Source organism: Porphyromonas levii (assembly GCF_018206105.1).
In the GTDB taxonomy this organism is placed as follows: Bacteria; Bacteroidota; Bacteroidia; order Bacteroidales; family Porphyromonadaceae; genus Porphyromonas_A; species Porphyromonas_A levii.
This window is the reverse complement of sequence record NZ_JADRGN010000005.1, coordinates 14,293-30,926: the sequence shown is the minus strand read 5'-3', so window position 1 is coordinate 30,926 and position 16,634 is coordinate 14,293. Positions and strand designations below refer to the sequence as shown.

Below are 16,634 nucleotides of genomic sequence, written 5' to 3'. Positions count from 1 at the left end.
GAAGTGGATAAAGTTCTACAACTTTAAGAAGCCTCACCAAAGTTTGGTTTGCACGCGAATTGCAAACGATATTGGGCTATTCTCCTGGGAGAACTTTCTCGTTGCCATACATCGGGCAGTCGCCTCGTGCAAGTCACAGGACATCAATGTGGATGACCATTTTCGTGAAGTCACGAAAATGGTAGATTTGGGTAGTAGTGCCGCTTGCCTAGCATCAATTTGTAGGTTTTTTGTAACTTTGGGCATTAAGTGGACTATTAATAACTATTTAGGATATGAACAGACTTAGGAAGATATTGCTCACAGCTATGCTGGGGCTTATTGGTTTAAGTGCTTCGGCACAAAAGATGGGCGTAGCAACTACCAGATGCGAGGTGGGCTTTCTCTACCAGATTAGCTATCAGCCCAATTGGGGCGATTCTCGGGCAGTAGTGGCAGAGGTATTTCCTGGCTCGCCAGCCGATGAGGCAGGTCTCCGTATGGGGGATATCATCGAGACGGTTAATGGCTTTAGTACTCTGGAGATTAGCGAGGAGGAGATGACGGCAATGCTCCTCAACCCCAACGAAGGCAGTGTAGAGCTTACTATTAGCAACTTCGCTTACCAGTCCAAGCCTGTAACACTCAAGAAGAGGTGTATCCCTATTGATGCGCTCTCTGAGGCTGTTTTGGCACGCTCATTCAATATGTATAGTTTGGAAGATGTGACAGACCGCAGGTTCACTATGCCTTTCAGCTACAATACACCTGCCGAGGTAGACTTCATCAAGTACAAGAGCTTCAGCTTTACCAACGCCAATCGTCTCACGCCTGAGGAGCGCACTGTGCAGACCGAACTAAAGCGCAAGGGGCTAGTTTACAAGGAAAAGGGGGGCGACCTCCTCGTGAGCATTCACTCTAAGCTCGAAGCCAATCCATCTTATAGGGAAGGTGCCGAGAGCGATGTAGAGATGGGACTAAAGAACTACCGCATAAATCTTGCGAAGTTTGAGGTAGAGCAATTCCCATTCCTTAGTATCAACGCCCCTAGCTTCACCGGCACGCACCATCTGACAATTGAGGTGGATATCTTCGATGCAGCCAACAATACCAAGATATGGAGCGGCACTGCCAAAGAGAAGCTCAATGGCTCCTATAGCTCTGAGCGCTATATGCAATACTTCGCACCACTACTGATGAGCAACTTCCCATTTGTACGCTATCTGAATAACCCATCATTTGTGATGCACAAGAATACCCATAGAGCTATTGGTATCTACCTAGATGCTAATGACCTACAGCGTGTGCTATGGGTGGATAAGAATAGCCCTGCCGAGAAGGCGGGTATACAGGCAGGCGATAGGATTGTATCTATCAACGGACTGCCTCTGGAGAAGTCGGTAAAGGCCGTTACGGATCATTACTTCAACTTTATAGAGAAGAGCTTCGACCTCAGGGATGAAACCACCCGTTTCCCATCCAATGATGGTTTCCAGAACAACCGCTACTGGCGCATGGATAAGTACCAAGAAGTGTCTGATATGATTCAGAACCCTTCGTACAAGTCGGCATTTAGCTACCTATTTAGCCACAGAAGCTATGTACACAATCCTATCATCCAGGATATTATCCTAGAGGTGAAGCGCGGTGACTCTGTAGAGCCTATTATGGTCAAGCCTAAGATGATTGCCCACGATTACGTGGAACTATACTAAACGAGGGAGTAGGAAGGGGATGAGAAAAGTACTTCTTGGGATTGCCCTTGGAGCTATGGCAATGGTCGCTTTGGCTGGAGACTTCCAGTCGAAGCGACCCAAGCTAAGTGACAGGCTCTTCTCTTCGGCTGTAGTTGAGGCAGATATAGTACGCCTGCAGAACCTAATAACGCACGAGAAGCTGAGCTGGATGGTAGGCAACTGCTTACCCAATACGCTCGACACCACGGTGCACTATAGGCTAGATGCAGAGGGCAAGCCAGAGACTTTTGTATTCACTGGCGATATCGCAGCCATGTGGCTCAGGGATAGCGGCGCCCAAGTGTGGCCTTACCTTAGGTACGCTCATAGCGATGCCAAGGTGCGGAGCATGCTGGAGGGAGTTATCAGGATGCAACTAAAGCAGATAATACTCGACCCCTTTGCTAATGCTTTTCTCGATGGACCGAAAGAGTCGCACTGGAAGAGCGACAACACGCTCATGCTCCCAGGGGTGCACGAACGTAAGTGGGAGATAGACTCACTATGCTACCCTATCCGCTTGGCTTACCAGTACTGGAAGGAGACGGGAGACACCTCGGTATTTGACCAGAACTGGCTGGAGGCGATACAGAGGGTGCTGGCAACGTTTCGCGACCAGCAGCGCAAGGAGGGCAAGGGGAGCTATTGTTTTCTCCGTGTTACAGATAGGAGCACCGACGGTAAGAGCAATATCGGCTGGGGCGAACCAGTGAAGTCTGTGGGGCTGATTGCGAGCGCTTTCCGCCCAAGCGACGACTCCACCCACTATCAGTTCCTCGTGCCAAGCAACTTCATGGCTGTGGCTTCTCTGCGTAAGGCAGCGGAAATACTCGAGGTAGTGAATGGAGCAGTGGCGCTAGCAGCTGAGTGTCGTGCCCTAGGCAATGAAGTGGCAGAGGCACTCCAGAATTACGCGGTCTACAACCACCCTAAGTATGGTAGCATATATGCCTATGAGGTAGACGGATTTGGCAACCACAACCTGATGGACGATGCCAATGTGCCTAGCCTCTTGGGGATGGCTTACCTCGGGGACGTAGAGCTCGACGACCCTATTTATCAGAACACTCGTCGCTTCGTTCTGAGCGATGACAATCCCTATTTCTTCAAGGGGAAAGTAGGAGAGGGTATCGGCGGACCACATGTAGGCTATGATATGATATGGCCTATGAGCATAATGATGCGGGCATTCACCTCTCAAAGCGATGCAGAGATTGCCCTCTGCATGCAGATGCTATTGGATACCGATGCCGGTACTGGCTTTATGCACGAGTCTTTCCACAAGGATGACGCCACGAAGTTTACTAGAGCATGGTTCGCTTGGCAAAACTCTCTCTTTGGCGAACTAGTGCTTCACCTCGTGGATGAAGGCAAAATCAATCTACTCAACAATCTAAAATAATGAGGAGAATACTACTCTATATCACCGCACTCGGGCTTTCTCTCGTGGCGATGGCGCAGTCCGATAACATGCGTCAGCTATTCCTCGGCATGCCACAGCAGGTACTGCCTGTGCTTACTAAGGAGGCGAGGGCACAGCTCGTGGACAACTTCGACAAGCGGCAAAAGGGCGAAGCACCCGCCGAAGTACGCAATAGCTTCAATGGTTATTCGGCAATCACCGCACTCTCTGACGACTTTGCCGAAGTAAAGCTCGACACCCAGACCTCCCTACAGATGCGTAGGCTCTACCTAGACCGCAAGAGCTACCTTATAGGTTTGATATTTACCAGTAAGGTGGTGCCGGAGCAGTCGGTACTAGCGCTCTATGATCAGGAGTGGAAGAGAGTGCCTGAGGAGAAGTACTTTCAGCATCCCGAAGTGGCAGACTTCTTTAGCGACCCAGCGCAAATACAACTCAATAGTACAAAGAAGATACTGAGCACCATAGGGGCACTCAGCTACCGATACAGCTGGGTAGAGGGGTCGGATGTACTGAAGATAGAGGTAACGAGCTTCGAGGAGCCGATGACGCAATCGCTATACCCCGAAGCCACCAAGTGGTTCAAGGCAAGTGGAGTACTATACCAATGGCAACGTGGTCAGCTAAGAAAGGAGAGATAATAAGCAAGACGTACCAATGAGCAATACTGAGGATAAAGCAAGACAGCGCAAAGCGCTCATGATTGTAGGCGCTATTCTACTAGTGGGGCTAATAGGGATAGGCATTTATACTATCATCAATCAGCGCGGGCAGATACAGGATATTCAGGCGATAGCCGAGCTTGAGAAGCAAGCGCTACAAGATGAGTACAACGAGGTGGCACTCCAGTACGAGGGCTTCAAGATAGAGGTCAAGAACGACTCTATTCTACAGCAGCTCGAGAGCGAACAGGCTAAGGTACAACGCCTAATGGAGGAACTGCGGACGGTTAAGAGCTCCAATGCTCAGCGTATACTAGAACTCAAGCGCGAACTAGAGACGCTTCGCAAGGTGCTGAGACACTATGTGGTGCAAATTGACTCCCTCAACCGCGCCAATGAACAGCTACGTTCGGAGAATAAAGATCTCACTGAGCAGGTAAGCCAAGTGGCATCGGAGCGCTCTCAGCTCCGCCAAGAGAAAGAGAAGCTCACCGAACAGGTCACCTTGGCAAGTAAGCTCTCGGCATCGGGATTCAAGGTTACGCCCCTCAATTCACGCGGGAGGGAGACGAAGCGCATCCACAATATGAAGCAGCTACAGTTTACCTTCACGATTGAGAAGAACGTAACGGCTAAGCCCGGCTTCCGAGACATCTATATGCGTATCTCCACGCCCGACGATGTCCTTCTACAAAAGCCCTCAGAGAGCGGTACCTTCAGCTTTGAAGGCAGTAGCGTACCCTACTCCATCAAGAGGCAAATAGAGTATGGCGGGGAGTCGACCTCCGTCACCATGTATTGGAATATAGAGGAGTACCTCATCGAAGGTAGTTATAGAGTAGAGCTATTTGCCGATGGTTATATCATCGGAAGATTCAACTTTTCACTTGGGTAATATTTCGTGATGGACGCACCAGTATTTAATAGCCGTAATAAAAAGGAGTACCCCCCGATGCACACCGCCGAGCACATCATTAACCAAGCCATGTGCAGGCTATTCGACACAGGGAGGAGCACAGGAGCACATATTGAGTGGAAGAAGTCTCGACTAGACTTCCATGCACCTAACACTATGGGCGACTCCGAGGCGAAGCAGCTCGAGGACGAAGTGAATAGGGTCATCGCTCTCGACCTACCAATAAAGTACGTGGTCACTACCCGCTCCGAAGCCTCACAATATGGCGTAGACCTTAGCCGCATACCCGAGGACTCCTCCGAAGCGGTACAGATTGTGCAGGTAGGCGACTACGATAGCTGCCTCTGCATAGGCAGCCACGTGGAACACTCTGGGCAAATAGGGCATGTGGAGATCTACTCTCACGACTACTACCCCGAGGAAAAGCGGTGGCGTATACGCTACCGACTCTCTGGTGAAGACCCCAAATTTCAAGAATAGACAGACGTATATTATGGAACTAAAAGCGCGTTTCGACCATTTCAATTTCAATGTCCTAGACCTAAGGAAGAGCTTGGACTTTTATCAAAAAGCACTAGGGCTCAAAGAGGTGCGCCGCAAGGAGGCGAGCGATGGCTCCTTTATCCTCGTCTACCTAGGGGATAGCGCCACTAGCTTTACCCTAGAGCTCACTTGGCTAAGGGACAGAAAAGAGCCTTACAACCTAGGCGACCTAGAGTACCACCTCTGCTTGAGAGTGGAGGGCGACTACGATGAGTGGCGAGAGTACCACCGAGAGATGGGGTGTATATGCTACGAAAATCATGATATGGGTCTCTACTTTATCAATGACCCCGACGGCTACTGGATAGAGATACTTCCTCTAACGAGATAAACGGAAAGAGTATGGCACGACAAGCACCAATAGAGTTAAAGGATAAGATACATATCAAACGGAGACTCGCAAAGGTATACGAGAGCCTTCTGAAGCGCAATGTGATAGAAGACTTCAACGACCTCGCTAGTCAGCTAGACATCAATAAGTCCACCGTGAGGGGCGCCTTCAGCATTGGTTCGCCCTACCTCTCCATGCGCTTTCTCGATAGGTTGCTTGCCGTCTATGGCGATTACTTCTCACGCGAATGGCTCCTCAAAGGCGAAGGAGCCATGAGAGCGAAGATAGAGGTAATACCTGAGGAAGCACGCAAAGAGCGCTGGATGAGGGTGGCGCACGTGGTGCAACAAGAAGGAATGCCCATACCCGAATTCGCCAAAGCCATAGGCATAGGTAGCCCCAGTACCATTTACCGAATACTTCAGAACAAGACCAAACCAAGCAATACCACGCTCAACCTCATCCTGGATAGATTCCCCGAATACGGACGCAGCTGGCTACTACATGGGAAAGGCGAAGCCTATATTAAGCCTCCCAAAGAAGAGGGGACTGCCGTATCGGCACAAGGCAATGCCATCCCCTTCAAGGTGGAGAACCTCATGGAGTTTGCTATCATCCCCGATGCCGCAGCCGCAGGAAGGCTCACAGGTTATGGCGATCCTAATCCTGAAGGTCTGGAGACCATGACCCTCCCAGTGGAGCGTATGTACAAGGGCAACTACTATATCTTCACCGTACGAGGCGCCTCCATGGACGACGGATCCACCAGAGCTATCTGCGAGGGAGACAAACTCCTATGCCGCGAAGTTGCTCGCGAATACTGGTCGGCCGGGCTCCACTACCACACCTGGCCCTACTTCGTCTTCGCCACACAGACAGAGGGTATCGTAGTGAAAGAAGTCGTTAGCCAAGACCTAGAGCGGGACATTATCTCCTGCCATAGCATCAACCCCGACTATCCCGACCTAGAGTTACACCTACGAGACATCGTGGGTATCTACAACGTGGTAGAGCTCCTTGGGAGATCCATGAAGAGATAAAGAGCATACGCCCCTATCCGGCACAGCCTCATACATAAGCAGCAAAGCCAAGACCCCCAGTACGGCACCTTGGCTTTGCTACGTTATATATCCCCTCTTACTATTCTACACAATAGCTATTGGCTGTCATCGTCATCTCCTTAGCGTATCACTAAAGTCAATCCTCTGCAAAATGCTTCGCCCGAGAGTAAGGTCATCGGCATACTCCAATTCATCACCAATAGCCACTCCGCGAGCAATAGCAGATATCTTCACCGGCAAGTCCTTCAGCATACGGTAAATATAGAAGTTCGTCGTATCCCCCTCCATAGTGGTACTCAGCGCCAATATAACCTCCTTGATGCCCTCGTCTACTACACGCTTCGGCAAGTCTTGGAGAAATAAATCGGCAGGACCCACCCCATCCATCGGAGATATAATACCACCCAACACATGGTATAGCCCAGTATACTGCCCAGTATTTTCTATCGCCATCACATCCCGCACACTCTCCACCACACAGAGGGTAGAAGCATCGCGCCCCGTATCGCTACAGATCTTACAGACAACTTCATCCGAAATATTGTGGCATCGCTCGCAGTACTGAATGCCATCGACAAAGTCCCGAAGGCTATCCACAATACGGTGCGTGAAGCCCTTATCCTGCTTCAGTAAGAAAAGCGCCAACCTCAGCGCACTCTTGCGCCCCACCCCAGGAAGAGAAGAGAAAGCGTCTATCGCCCTCTGCAGGAGGATCGAGTAGTCGTCAGTTTGTTGCATCTTCCCCCCTCAGCGTTACGTGGTCAAACTTACGGCGGCGCAGAATAAAGTCCTTACCCAAGTACTTCTCCCGTACCACCTCATTCTCGGCCAATTGTTCCGCAGTACCCTTAAAGAGTACCTGACCCTCAAAAAGCAGATAAGCCCTATCCGTAATCGATAGAGTCTCATGCACATTGTGGTCGGTGATTAGGATGCCTATATTCTGTTCCCTCAGCTTAGAGACAATCAACTGAATATCCTGTACCGCAATAGGATCCACCCCTGCAAAAGGCTCGTCCAACATGATAAACTTAGGGTCGATAGCCAGGCATCGAGCTATCTCCACACGCCTACGCTCACCTCCCGACAGACGGTCGCCATTATTAGTACGCACCTTCTCTAGCCCAAATTCATCGATGAGCTTCTCGAGCTTTATCTCCTGCTCCTCGCGCTGTAGACCCGTCATCTCCAGTACCGAACGGATATTATCCTCCACGCTCATCTTGCGGAATACCGACTCCTCCTGCGCCAGATAACTAATACCCATACGAGCACGCCTGTAGATTGGCTCCTTGGTAATCTCTCGATTATCCAAGAAAATCCGACCATTATTGGGTTGTACCAACCCCACCGTCATATAGAAAGTAGTCGTCTTCCCAGCGCCATTAGGCCCCAGAAGCCCCACGATCTCACCTTGCTCCACCTCGATAGAGACATGGTTCACCACCGTACGACTCTTATATTTCTTTACTAAATCCTCAGTCCTTAGCTTCATACACACCTATACATTAGCGTACAAATATACCAATTTACAGCGCAATACCCTTCACCCAAGCGCTTGATATACAGCAGCAAAAAAATAGTCTACTTCACCATCAAATTTATCCCTAGGAATAAATTTACTTTTCTGCACAAATAAAAACATTTATCTCTAGGAATAAATATTTTTATTCCTAGAGATAAATTTCCCCGCTCGCGCTAGAGAATTCGACCACTCCCCCTCTCTCAAATCCCCCCATCTCTCAGAACTATCGAACATAAGGTGCGTGATGATGACGAATAGTTTCAATTCCAGTATGGTACGATTAACAGTTTTTTCAACAAGAACTCAAGTCGAGAGGATAAAAGTTTCAATTCCAGTATGGTACGATTAACAGCGTGGATGAGAGTGTGGATACTCAGGTACTTGCGATGTTTCAATTCCAGTATGGTACGATTAACAGTTTTGTAATCGTATTCAAATAGAAGTCTCTCTACATCGTTTCAATTCCAGTATGGTACGATTAACAGTGCCAGCGGACAGCAGCGACCCAAAGAAGTATAAGGTTTCAATTCCAGTATGGTACGATTAACAGTTGTAGAGGTAATTGACACGCTTTTGTACCTCTATGGTTTCAATTCCAGTATGGTACGATTAACAGATTTGATTTGACGGAGACGCCATTCGCATACTCATTGTTTCAATTCCAGTATGGTACGATTAACAGGGATAAGTTCTACATGCGTGGCATAATGATTAACGTGTTTCAATTCCAGTATGGTACGATTAACAGCCTCAAAAATCCCGTCATGCTTTGGAGTCACGACAATGTTTCAATTCCAGTATGGTACGATTAACAGACGATGACATGCTAATTGACCCGTACCTATCACAGTTTCAATTCCAGTATGGTACGATTAACAGCTGATAAGCCTATTGATATCCCTCTTAACTCTTATGGTTTCAATTCCAGTATGGTACGATTAACAGAGCCTTGGGAGGTGGCAGATTGATGCGTGTTCTCACGTTTCAATTCCAGTATGGTACGATTAACAGACGTGGTTGATTTGTGCAAGGCTCTTTGTTTCCTGAGTTTCAATTCCAGTATGGTACGATTAACAGGAGGATATAAGAGAGCAGCACAGAGAGCAACGAGGTTTCAATTCCAGTATGGTACGATTAACAGTGAGAAAGGGGGCGAGGGAGTCACAAAACATAATCAGTTTCAATTCCAGTATGGTACGATTAACAGGCTGCAGAAGGAGCTCGCGAAGATGGATAAGAGCTAGTTTCAATTCCAGTATGGTACGATTAACAGTCTCGTCACTCCATGTACTTTGCGCCACTCTCTTGTTTCAATTCCAGTATGGTACGATTAACAGTCGTTAACGAAACGGTTTCAGGAGGAGGCTATTCTAGTTTCAATTCCAGTATGGTACGATTAACAGCCTCTTTGAGAGCGTTATTACCCCTCGGCAGCTGGGTTTCAATTCCAGTATGGTACGATTAACAGAATGCGCAGTAGTCGGTTGGTCTGCTCCGTCATTAGTTTCAATTCCAGTATGGTACGATTAACAGTCGAGGGTAATAGCTACTACTATGTAAAAAGCGAGAGTTTCAATTCCAGTATGGTACGATTAACAGCGGTTAGAGCTGTAGAGGTTATGCTCAAGGCTCTATGTTTCAATTCCAGTATGGTACGATTAACAGCAGATGCACGAGGTTGTTACGGAATCGTATCTCCTTCGTTTCAATTCCAGTATGGTACGATTAACAGCTGGCTTAGGGATGCCGTAGCGGTCGTAGATGTAGGGTTTCAATTCCAGTATGGTACGATTAACAGCATCGCACCACCAAGCTCGTAGCGGTACTCATAGGTTTCAATTCCAGTATGGTACGATTAACAGTAAATCCCTTAAAGGGTTGGTAACGGACATTCCATGTTTCAATTCCAGTATGGTACGATTAACAGCGGTGCTGGTGGGTTGCTGTAAAAAGGTTATAGCCTGTTTCAATTCCAGTATGGTACGATTAACAGACGGCATTGGATTGACGAATACATTTATATATACTTAGTTTCAATTCCAGTATGGTACGATTAACAGAAGGGTCAGCACACAATAAGCATCAAGACCAACTTGTTTCAATTCCAGTATGGTACGATTAACAGAGAGGTGCCGTTACCTCTCACCGTGTCTTTTATCTGTTTCAATTCCAGTATGGTACGATTAACAGGTACGTCTTGTTGTTGCGCTTATTCTTCGTTATCGTGTTTCAATTCCAGTATGGTACGATTAACAGCAGGATGCTGTTAGATATTGTGTGATGAGTGAGATTAGTTTCAATTCCAGTATGGTACGATTAACAGGGTCTATGCAATCCTTTATAGGAATGCACCTTACTAGTTTCAATTCCAGTATGGTACGATTAACAGGCTAGAGAGAATGAGCGTGGTATAACTGGAATTAGCTCGTTTCAATTCCAGTATGGTACGATTAACAGCCCTGTGAGTGATGACACCCTGAGTGCTATGTGTAGTTTCAATTCCAGTATGGTACGATTAACAGTCAGATGAGGGGAAACAGCTGTATGCGAAGAATGCGTTTCAATTCCAGTATGGTACGATTAACAGAACTTAAACCGCATGGCAATGGAGATACTACATAAGTTTCAATTCCAGTATGGTACGATTAACAGACTGGTGGGTGTATAACGGTTCAGCTTACGTCAATAGGTTTCAATTCCAGTATGGTACGATTAACAGAAGCCATTAAGCCAGAAGCATTGCAGACGATGAGTGGTTTCAATTCCAGTATGGTACGATTAACAGACCTAACAAAAAAGGTAGAAATAGCTAAGAAGCTAGTTTCAATTCCAGTATGGTACGATTAACAGATGTGGTAAAGGATGGTAAAGAGGGCGCTGAGAAGTTTCAATTCCAGTATGGTACGATTAACAGTGAAACCTCTTACGAAGATCTAAGACTGCAGCAGATAGTTTCAATTCCAGTATGGTACGATTAACAGCAAAAGGGCGAGACACGAGGACACCGAGACAAAGGAGTTTCAATTCCAGTATGGTACGATTAACAGCATCCAAGGCTCGGAGACAACGACAAGCGTGGAGATGTTTCAATTCCAGTATGGTACGATTAACAGGGATGGGTAGAGAAGTATAACAATCTATCACATGCGTTTCAATTCCAGTATGGTACGATTAACAGGCCTTTAAGGTCATCGGGGTGTGGTAGGTATGCTGTGTTTCAATTCCAGTATGGTACGATTAACAGGCCGATGCGGTGAGTGCTTTTGCCGGTGCAGCCTGTTTCAATTCCAGTATGGTACGATTAACAGGGTTATCATTGCAATAGACCCAGATGTGAGCAAGTCGTTTCAATTCCAGTATGGTACGATTAACAGATCGCTGCCGCCTTTTCCGTAGCCATAACCAAGATAGTTTCAATTCCAGTATGGTACGATTAACAGCCCCACATCGACAAGCAAGACGGGGTTATTACTCATGTTTCAATTCCAGTATGGTACGATTAACAGGAGTGCTCTCTAGGATACTTACCACTCTTTACACCTGTTTCAATTCCAGTATGGTACGATTAACAGACAATCCAAGTGTAAGCGTACCCATCAGTGCCTTAGGTTTCAATTCCAGTATGGTACGATTAACAGTGAAGCTATCTACATTCTCGTATCCCATCGATAGAGGTTTCAATTCCAGTATGGTACGATTAACAGATAAAGTGCCCGTATATCTACGCTCTCTATCCTGAAGTTTCAATTCCAGTATGGTACGATTAACAGCCGTCAAATTTACTATAATATATCATTGGTTACAAGTCTGTTAGAAAATTTATTTGGCACTTTTTGCTTGGAAGATGTCGTCGAACCCTAATCGTATAATAAGAGTGCACCTACGACAACAGTCCATTCTACTGATTATCAATAACATAATATTCCTCCTATTTTCATAGACCGTCTAAAATACTAGTGAACACCAGTATCGACAGACATTTAGAGAATAACCCATCATTATAGAGCAATTTATGCGCACCACATATTGTATGATATGGGAACTGTCCTACAGAGCACTAAAATGCTAACCATGATTTACATCTATTAGTCTGATGCGACCCAAACAAAGATATTATTAGTTTTCGAAATGTCTATGATCTCTATCATCCTTACGCATTGGCGTGTAATTCGAAATAGGAAAATACTCACAAGAAATTATCGGTAGATGCTTTCTCAATTCCCATAATCTCTTTGTCTAACCACCCCTCCTGTCTTGATGAAAATATTATCAAACTATCGCTCTCTTTCATTATAGCATATGCTTTTGTTTTTAGCTCTTTCAACTTAAACTCGGTAATTTCTCCTTCAAAGACAGAGTTTTGTATCCAATTCAGATACCTTCGGCACAGTTTAAGCATTTTACCTACCCGTTTTTCGCCAATATCGTAAACCAAAATAACGTACATCACCAATACATTTTAAATGGTTCATATTCTTCTATGTCCAATAAATGTTTGGCTAATTTATAACACTCAAGCTTTACCAAATGCTTATAGCTTACACTCCGTCCCAACTTTCTATGTTTAATAGTCTCATTTAGTCTCTCTTCAAAAGCTTGGACAAATATTTTCTTCCCTGCCGGTGAAAGGACACACTTATTAAGTTTATATTCAAAATGCCGTTCTTGCAACTCTCTCTTATTAAGCACTCTAAATATTGTACGATCCACCAATATTGGTTTGAATACTTCCGAGATATCAAGGCATAGAGAGTATCGTCTTTCTCCTGGAGTGTGTAGATAACTAATCGTTGGATTCAGCTGTGTCTGATGGATACTTTTAAGACATAGGGTATAGCACATCATATTTCCGAATGAAATAAGAGCATTCACTTCATTCTGTGGAGGTTGCTTCGTTCGTATTCCCATCTCAAATGCATCCACTATTGTATCGAATGAGTCATAGTAGACCTGCCTAATATTTCCTTCTATGCCCATAACCTCTTCAGTCGTTTGAGCTTCTAATAGCAACCCACAATACTTTCGTATTTTCTCTATATGTTCTGACAGGTTCTTTCCTCTATTGGTATAATACTTAAGATTCTTTTCCATATTGTAGGATGCACCTTCAATAAATTTCCTTGCTAATACAATGCGCTTTGATTTGATATGGAAAGCATTAGCTTGGGCTAAGAGCATCTTACCTGACAATAAATAATCTCGAGGCATAAAGGATCCTGTGTAATTCTCATAGTAGTCAAAAAAGTGGACAGCAATGTCGGACTGACCCAAAAAGTTAAAGAGAGCGCTATTGGCTGTTAAAGCACCAAAAACATATAAATCACTTACTCCCTCTACTGGAATATATCTTGCTTGAGTTGCAGACGGGGAGCTCCCTTCAGAGTAAGGAGTAAATTTCAGTGTATTATCTCTTCTTGAAAGTTCTCCTGAATTAAATAAATAATAGGTCTTTTTCATATTTCTTCTCCAGAGTAACAAAAGTCCTGATAGCTACAATTTAGACAGATACGAGAATGAATCATTGGTGGGCATACCTCTCCTTGTATGATTTTCTCAATTTCCTTTCTTGTAGAGGCGATATGCGCTCGATCTCCATCATCTAAGAATACTTCTGTAGTTTGTCGAAGAAGAGGGTACTCCAGGACTCCTGACACCCCATCTATACCATTCTCTTCGAGTACAAATAGATAATACTTAAGCTGCCAGACATGAGCCTCCTCTATCTTCTTGGATTTCTTAATTTCGTGTACAATACGTTGATTTGAATCGTAATAATCGATTTTTATACCATCGATAGAAAGCTCTGTATATCGTTCCGAACGTTGGGGATACGATGTCTCATGGACCAACTTGCCTGTTGAGACCAACTCAGAAGTTTGTTCCATTTGTATCCCGGAGGCAAAAAGCCATAATTTTCGGTGACAGACATAGTAGTAACTAAAACATGTGCCAGTTATATACATGGTGTAATGAGCATCGAAATATTGTTGCCCAAGGGAATTCTTCTGATATATTCCCCTCTATCGTTAAAAATATGCGGGTACCAAATAAAACGGACCTACTTGGTACCCGCATTTCCAAAAGTTACTTCAATTGATGAGTGTAGTCAAAAGAACTAAGCTGATCTACCAAATACTTCTCGGCAGCATCTAGAGCGTCAGCACTTTCGTTCTCAACCACTACGTAAGCCGCACATGGAAGAGATACAAAGACTTTAGCTCCAGCCTTTTCATCTACAATAGGTTTTACTTTTGGCTTTTCTGCATCATCTAAAGTTAGTTTTGATCTAATCGCACTAGCTTGTGCATTAGCATTGTCACTAATTGCTACTGCGAGGGTCTCCATGAGGCTAAATGTTCGTGCCTGATTAGATGTAATCCTCCAATTGATAAGCGCATGTGCTAGTGCAGGTATCACTTGATCGCGTTTGTCCTTTGGTAGTACAAGGCATTTTCCAAAAACGTTTTCGCTCTCTTCCCAACCGGCATCTTTCAGTTTCTTTATTGTTTCAATATCGATCTCTGGATCATGCTGATTAAGTGACACAGAAAAGAGTGTCCTCATATCTATGGCAATGTCACTCACAAAAAGTCCTGTGGCTCTTCTGTTATCTGGTATCCAGTGTCTACGAGAAAGAGTGCTACCTGTCTCTCTTAAAAAGGATTCAATCTCCTCCTCAGAAAGCAAGTCTTTTTTTCCAGCCATACGTACATTAACAGGGTGATTATCTGGTCTATCACTTCTATCGAAGGTAATATTCTCACGCTTTACCCCCGATAGTAATGGATGCAGAGGGCGCATGGCAGAGATTGAAAGAGGGCTACGTCTTTTCTTTGTGATCCCATCACCTGCCCTCATCCATCCTCCAATAAGCTGGTCAATATACTGAGGATCACATGGAGACCATGGTTCCTTCTGAGACAGCTCCTTTTTTGACGAGATTTCGTAATTAAAGGTTATTGGTGCCATCTGTACATTAAGCTGGTCAGTCAGCGCCTCAAGAACGGACCTTTTGATCTGTTGGCCGCTAGAGTAAGGTACAAAAGTATTAAACTGAGCATCATAATATGTCTTCTGCCCATCTTCTACGCAGAATACCGTATGTTCAGCTCTCTTAAGTAAACGTAAGTAAATAAAAGGATTCATGGTTTTGTCTTATTTAGAGTGATTAATTACTGCGTAGTGAAAACGAATTAGGGTCAAAAAGTACGGCACATTGTCCGAAGGCATTAAGTTAACAATAGACGCAATATCTACGATGTCATCAGTGTTTTCAGCCTCTTCTACTATTTCTCCTAATTGGCAAATGAAGTTTCTCTTTGTGGTAGCATCCAAAAGCAATTTTATCGCATTGCTTCTTCCTGTCCGTCCCATTTTGCCACCAACAGAAAATGCCTGTAGGGTCTCAGCAAATTTCTTCGCCTTATCCCATAATTCTTCATTGTTGAGCATAGCTAATAACCAAATTTGATATGTTTGAAATTGTATTACTTTATTTTCGTCTCGAGTGTTGTATACTGGAACCTTTCCGCTGTTTATTATATCTTTCAGACCCTTAGGTTCTAGAGCCTTTAACCCGATATAACCTTCTCGGCAGGCCATCTCCAATCCCATAGCTGTCCCAAATAGTTTTACAGCTTTCCTATACCGATCTGTCCCGAAGTATTTCACATACAGTTCACAGGCTTTTCGAACATGGGGTAATACAAATGGAATAAACCCAATAGTTGTATTGGTCTGTCCAACATTGTAAATGTACCCCATCATTCGTGGATCATCAAAATGAGTGCTTATAGCAACTAATAGATCATGCCAAGAAAGAGTATCAATAGATATCAGTCCATTCTTCTCTGAATAGATATCCATTGGCATAGCAGATTCCTTTATAGGTGAATACAAATGGTTTATCCAGTGGGCATTCCATGTATTAATCTGATTGCCCTTCATCATAGGTGTTGCATCCAACACCTTTCTGTACTCCTTCCATCCCTCAAATATATCCATGAGCAATGTGGGATTGCCGAAAAGTATAGTTACACCTCCCTGGACGCCTATCCCAAGTCCAGCACCGAACCACGACAGATAGCTCTCATCGGGTTCAATAATACCCTTCAAAGACATAGACACTTGCCCTGATGTTGCAGCCAACTTATCAGCGGCAGGATAGCCAATAGCAATACTTGCGTCAGTCATTCCGCTATCAATCTTCTCTAGGAACCGATCTAACCTATTTCTACGTTGCTCAGGTGTTTCAAAAGGCTTGTCGCCTTTAATCATTTGATCCCAAGATAGCTTCGGGTTTTCCAGTGGGGAATTCCCTGCTGTCATCAGATATTTCTGATGATCAAAAAACAAAGGGTAATAGACCTTTAGGAAAAACTCTTTGGGTGTGAAGTTCGTCTTAAACTTGTCGTTATATGCCTGTAAGAATATCTTACCAATGATTGATGTAAACATA

14 protein-coding genes, 1 pseudogene and 1 CRISPR repeat array are annotated in these 16,634 nt (G+C 45.0%); of the genes and pseudogenes, 8 read left to right on the top strand and 7 right to left on the bottom strand.

Going from position 1 to position 16,634, the window contains the following annotated elements; translation table 11 throughout:
• Positions 1-38 precede the first annotated feature (38 nt).
• The 8 genes and pseudogenes from IX315_RS09710 to IX315_RS01945 form a co-directional block, all read left to right on the top strand.
• Positions 39-202: pseudogene (locus IX315_RS09710) on the top strand (DNA damage-inducible protein D); the annotation flags it as partial.
• A gap of 73 nt (positions 203-275) precedes the next feature.
• Positions 276-1,694, top strand: a complete 1,419-nt coding sequence (locus tag IX315_RS01975) for a PDZ domain-containing protein (protein WP_211835311.1) — start codon at positions 276-278, stop codon at positions 1,692-1,694.
• A 19-nt stretch (positions 1,695-1,713) separates the two neighbouring features.
• The gene (locus IX315_RS01970; RefSeq protein WP_211837119.1) at positions 1,714-3,117 is read left to right on the top strand and encodes a glycoside hydrolase family 125 protein; all 1,404 of its coding nucleotides are present in this window, start codon (positions 1,714-1,716) and stop codon (positions 3,115-3,117) included.
• Positions 3,117-3,779: a DUF3256 family protein gene (locus IX315_RS01965; protein WP_211837118.1), complete on the top strand. Its 663-nt coding sequence runs from the start codon at positions 3,117-3,119 to the stop codon at positions 3,777-3,779. Before IX315_RS01970 ends, IX315_RS01965 begins: the two co-directional genes overlap by 1 nt.
• A gap of 16 nt (positions 3,780-3,795) precedes the next feature.
• Complete coding sequence (locus IX315_RS01960) at positions 3,796-4,695, top strand: hypothetical protein (protein WP_018357985.1); 900 nt, start codon at positions 3,796-3,798, stop codon at positions 4,693-4,695.
• A 9-nt stretch (positions 4,696-4,704) separates the two neighbouring features.
• Positions 4,705-5,196, top strand: coding sequence for an alanyl-tRNA editing protein (locus IX315_RS01955; protein ID WP_018357986.1), 492 nt, complete (start codon positions 4,705-4,707; stop codon positions 5,194-5,196).
• Positions 5,197-5,209: 13 nt separating this feature from the next.
• Positions 5,210-5,590 (top strand): VOC family protein, encoded by a 381-nt coding sequence (locus IX315_RS01950; RefSeq protein WP_018357987.1) that lies wholly within the window; start codon positions 5,210-5,212, stop codon positions 5,588-5,590.
• Between the two features lie 11 nt (positions 5,591-5,601).
• Positions 5,602-6,630, top strand: coding sequence for a helix-turn-helix transcriptional regulator (locus tag IX315_RS01945; protein WP_018357988.1), 1,029 nt, complete (start codon positions 5,602-5,604; stop codon positions 6,628-6,630).
• Positions 6,631-6,762: 132 nt separating this feature from the next.
• On the opposite strand, the gene recR is transcribed toward IX315_RS01945, so the two are convergent.
• The 7 genes from recR to IX315_RS01910 all read right to left on the bottom strand — a co-directional run bounded on the left by recR (position 6,763) and on the right by IX315_RS01910 (position 16,633).
• Complete coding sequence (recR, locus tag IX315_RS01940) at positions 6,763-7,389, bottom strand: recombination mediator RecR (protein WP_018357989.1); 627 nt, start codon at positions 7,387-7,389, stop codon at positions 6,763-6,765.
• Positions 7,376-8,146, bottom strand: coding sequence for an LPS export ABC transporter ATP-binding protein (lptB, locus tag IX315_RS01935; protein ID WP_211642471.1), 771 nt, complete (start codon positions 8,144-8,146; stop codon positions 7,376-7,378). Before lptB ends, recR begins: the two co-directional genes overlap by 14 nt.
• A 287-nt stretch (positions 8,147-8,433) precedes the next feature.
• Positions 8,434-11,946: direct repeats of the CRISPR family, unit length 30 nt; unit sequence GTTTCAATTCCAGTATGGTACGATTAACAG.
• A gap of 416 nt (positions 11,947-12,362) precedes the next feature.
• Entirely contained in the window at positions 12,363-12,623 is a 261-nt protein-coding gene (gene cas2 / locus IX315_RS01930; RefSeq protein WP_134849916.1) for a CRISPR-associated endonuclease Cas2, read from the bottom strand.
• Positions 12,623-13,633 (bottom strand): type I-B CRISPR-associated endonuclease Cas1b, encoded by a 1,011-nt coding sequence (gene cas1b, locus IX315_RS01925; RefSeq protein WP_018358699.1) that lies wholly within the window; start codon positions 13,631-13,633, stop codon positions 12,623-12,625. Before cas1b ends, cas2 begins: the two co-directional genes overlap by 1 nt.
• Positions 13,630-14,139: a CRISPR-associated protein Cas4 gene (gene cas4, locus IX315_RS01920; RefSeq protein WP_026215708.1), complete on the bottom strand. Its 510-nt coding sequence runs from the start codon at positions 14,137-14,139 to the stop codon at positions 13,630-13,632. The genes cas1b and cas4 overlap by 4 nt, the downstream gene beginning before the upstream one ends.
• 121 nt (positions 14,140-14,260) lie before the next feature.
• Entirely contained in the window at positions 14,261-15,322 is a 1,062-nt protein-coding gene (locus IX315_RS01915; protein WP_018358701.1) for a hypothetical protein, read from the bottom strand.
• A gap of 9 nt (positions 15,323-15,331) precedes the next feature.
• The gene (locus IX315_RS01910; protein WP_211638652.1) at positions 15,332-16,633 is read right to left on the bottom strand and encodes a hypothetical protein; all 1,302 of its coding nucleotides are present in this window, start codon (positions 16,631-16,633) and stop codon (positions 15,332-15,334) included.
• Between the last annotated feature and the right edge of the window lies 1 nt (position 16,634).

Bases quoted from the DNA above. Each gene is read 5' to 3' on its own strand.
- IX315_RS01910 (WP_211638652.1), bottom strand. From the start codon at position 16,633: ATGTTTACATCAATCATTGGTAAGATATTCTTACAGGCATATAACGAC.
- IX315_RS01950 (WP_018357987.1), top strand. From the start codon at position 5,210: ATGGAACTAAAAGCGCGTTTCGACCATTTCAATTTCAATGTCCTAGAC.
- IX315_RS01970 (WP_211837119.1), top strand. From the start codon at position 1,714: ATGAGAAAAGTACTTCTTGGGATTGCCCTTGGAGCTATGGCAATGGTC.
- IX315_RS01960 (WP_018357985.1), top strand. From the start codon at position 3,796: ATGAGCAATACTGAGGATAAAGCAAGACAGCGCAAAGCGCTCATGATT.
- cas4 (WP_026215708.1), bottom strand. From the start codon at position 14,139: ATGTATATAACTGGCACATGTTTTAGTTACTACTATGTCTGTCACCGA.
- IX315_RS01915 (WP_018358701.1), bottom strand. From the start codon at position 15,322: ATGAATCCTTTTATTTACTTACGTTTACTTAAGAGAGCTGAACATACG.
- IX315_RS01945 (WP_018357988.1), top strand. From the start codon at position 5,602: ATGGCACGACAAGCACCAATAGAGTTAAAGGATAAGATACATATCAAA.
- lptB (WP_211642471.1), bottom strand. From the start codon at position 8,146: ATGAAGCTAAGGACTGAGGATTTAGTAAAGAAATATAAGAGTCGTACG.
- cas2 (WP_134849916.1), bottom strand. From the start codon at position 12,623: ATGTACGTTATTTTGGTTTACGATATTGGCGAAAAACGGGTAGGTAAA.
- recR (WP_018357989.1), bottom strand. From the start codon at position 7,389: ATGCAACAAACTGACGACTACTCGATCCTCCTGCAGAGGGCGATAGAC.
- IX315_RS01965 (WP_211837118.1), top strand. From the start codon at position 3,117: ATGAGGAGAATACTACTCTATATCACCGCACTCGGGCTTTCTCTCGTG.
- cas1b (WP_018358699.1), bottom strand. From the start codon at position 13,633: ATGAAAAAGACCTATTATTTATTTAATTCAGGAGAACTTTCAAGAAGA.
- IX315_RS01975 (WP_211835311.1), top strand. From the start codon at position 276: ATGAACAGACTTAGGAAGATATTGCTCACAGCTATGCTGGGGCTTATT.
- IX315_RS01955 (WP_018357986.1), top strand. From the start codon at position 4,705: ATGGACGCACCAGTATTTAATAGCCGTAATAAAAAGGAGTACCCCCCG.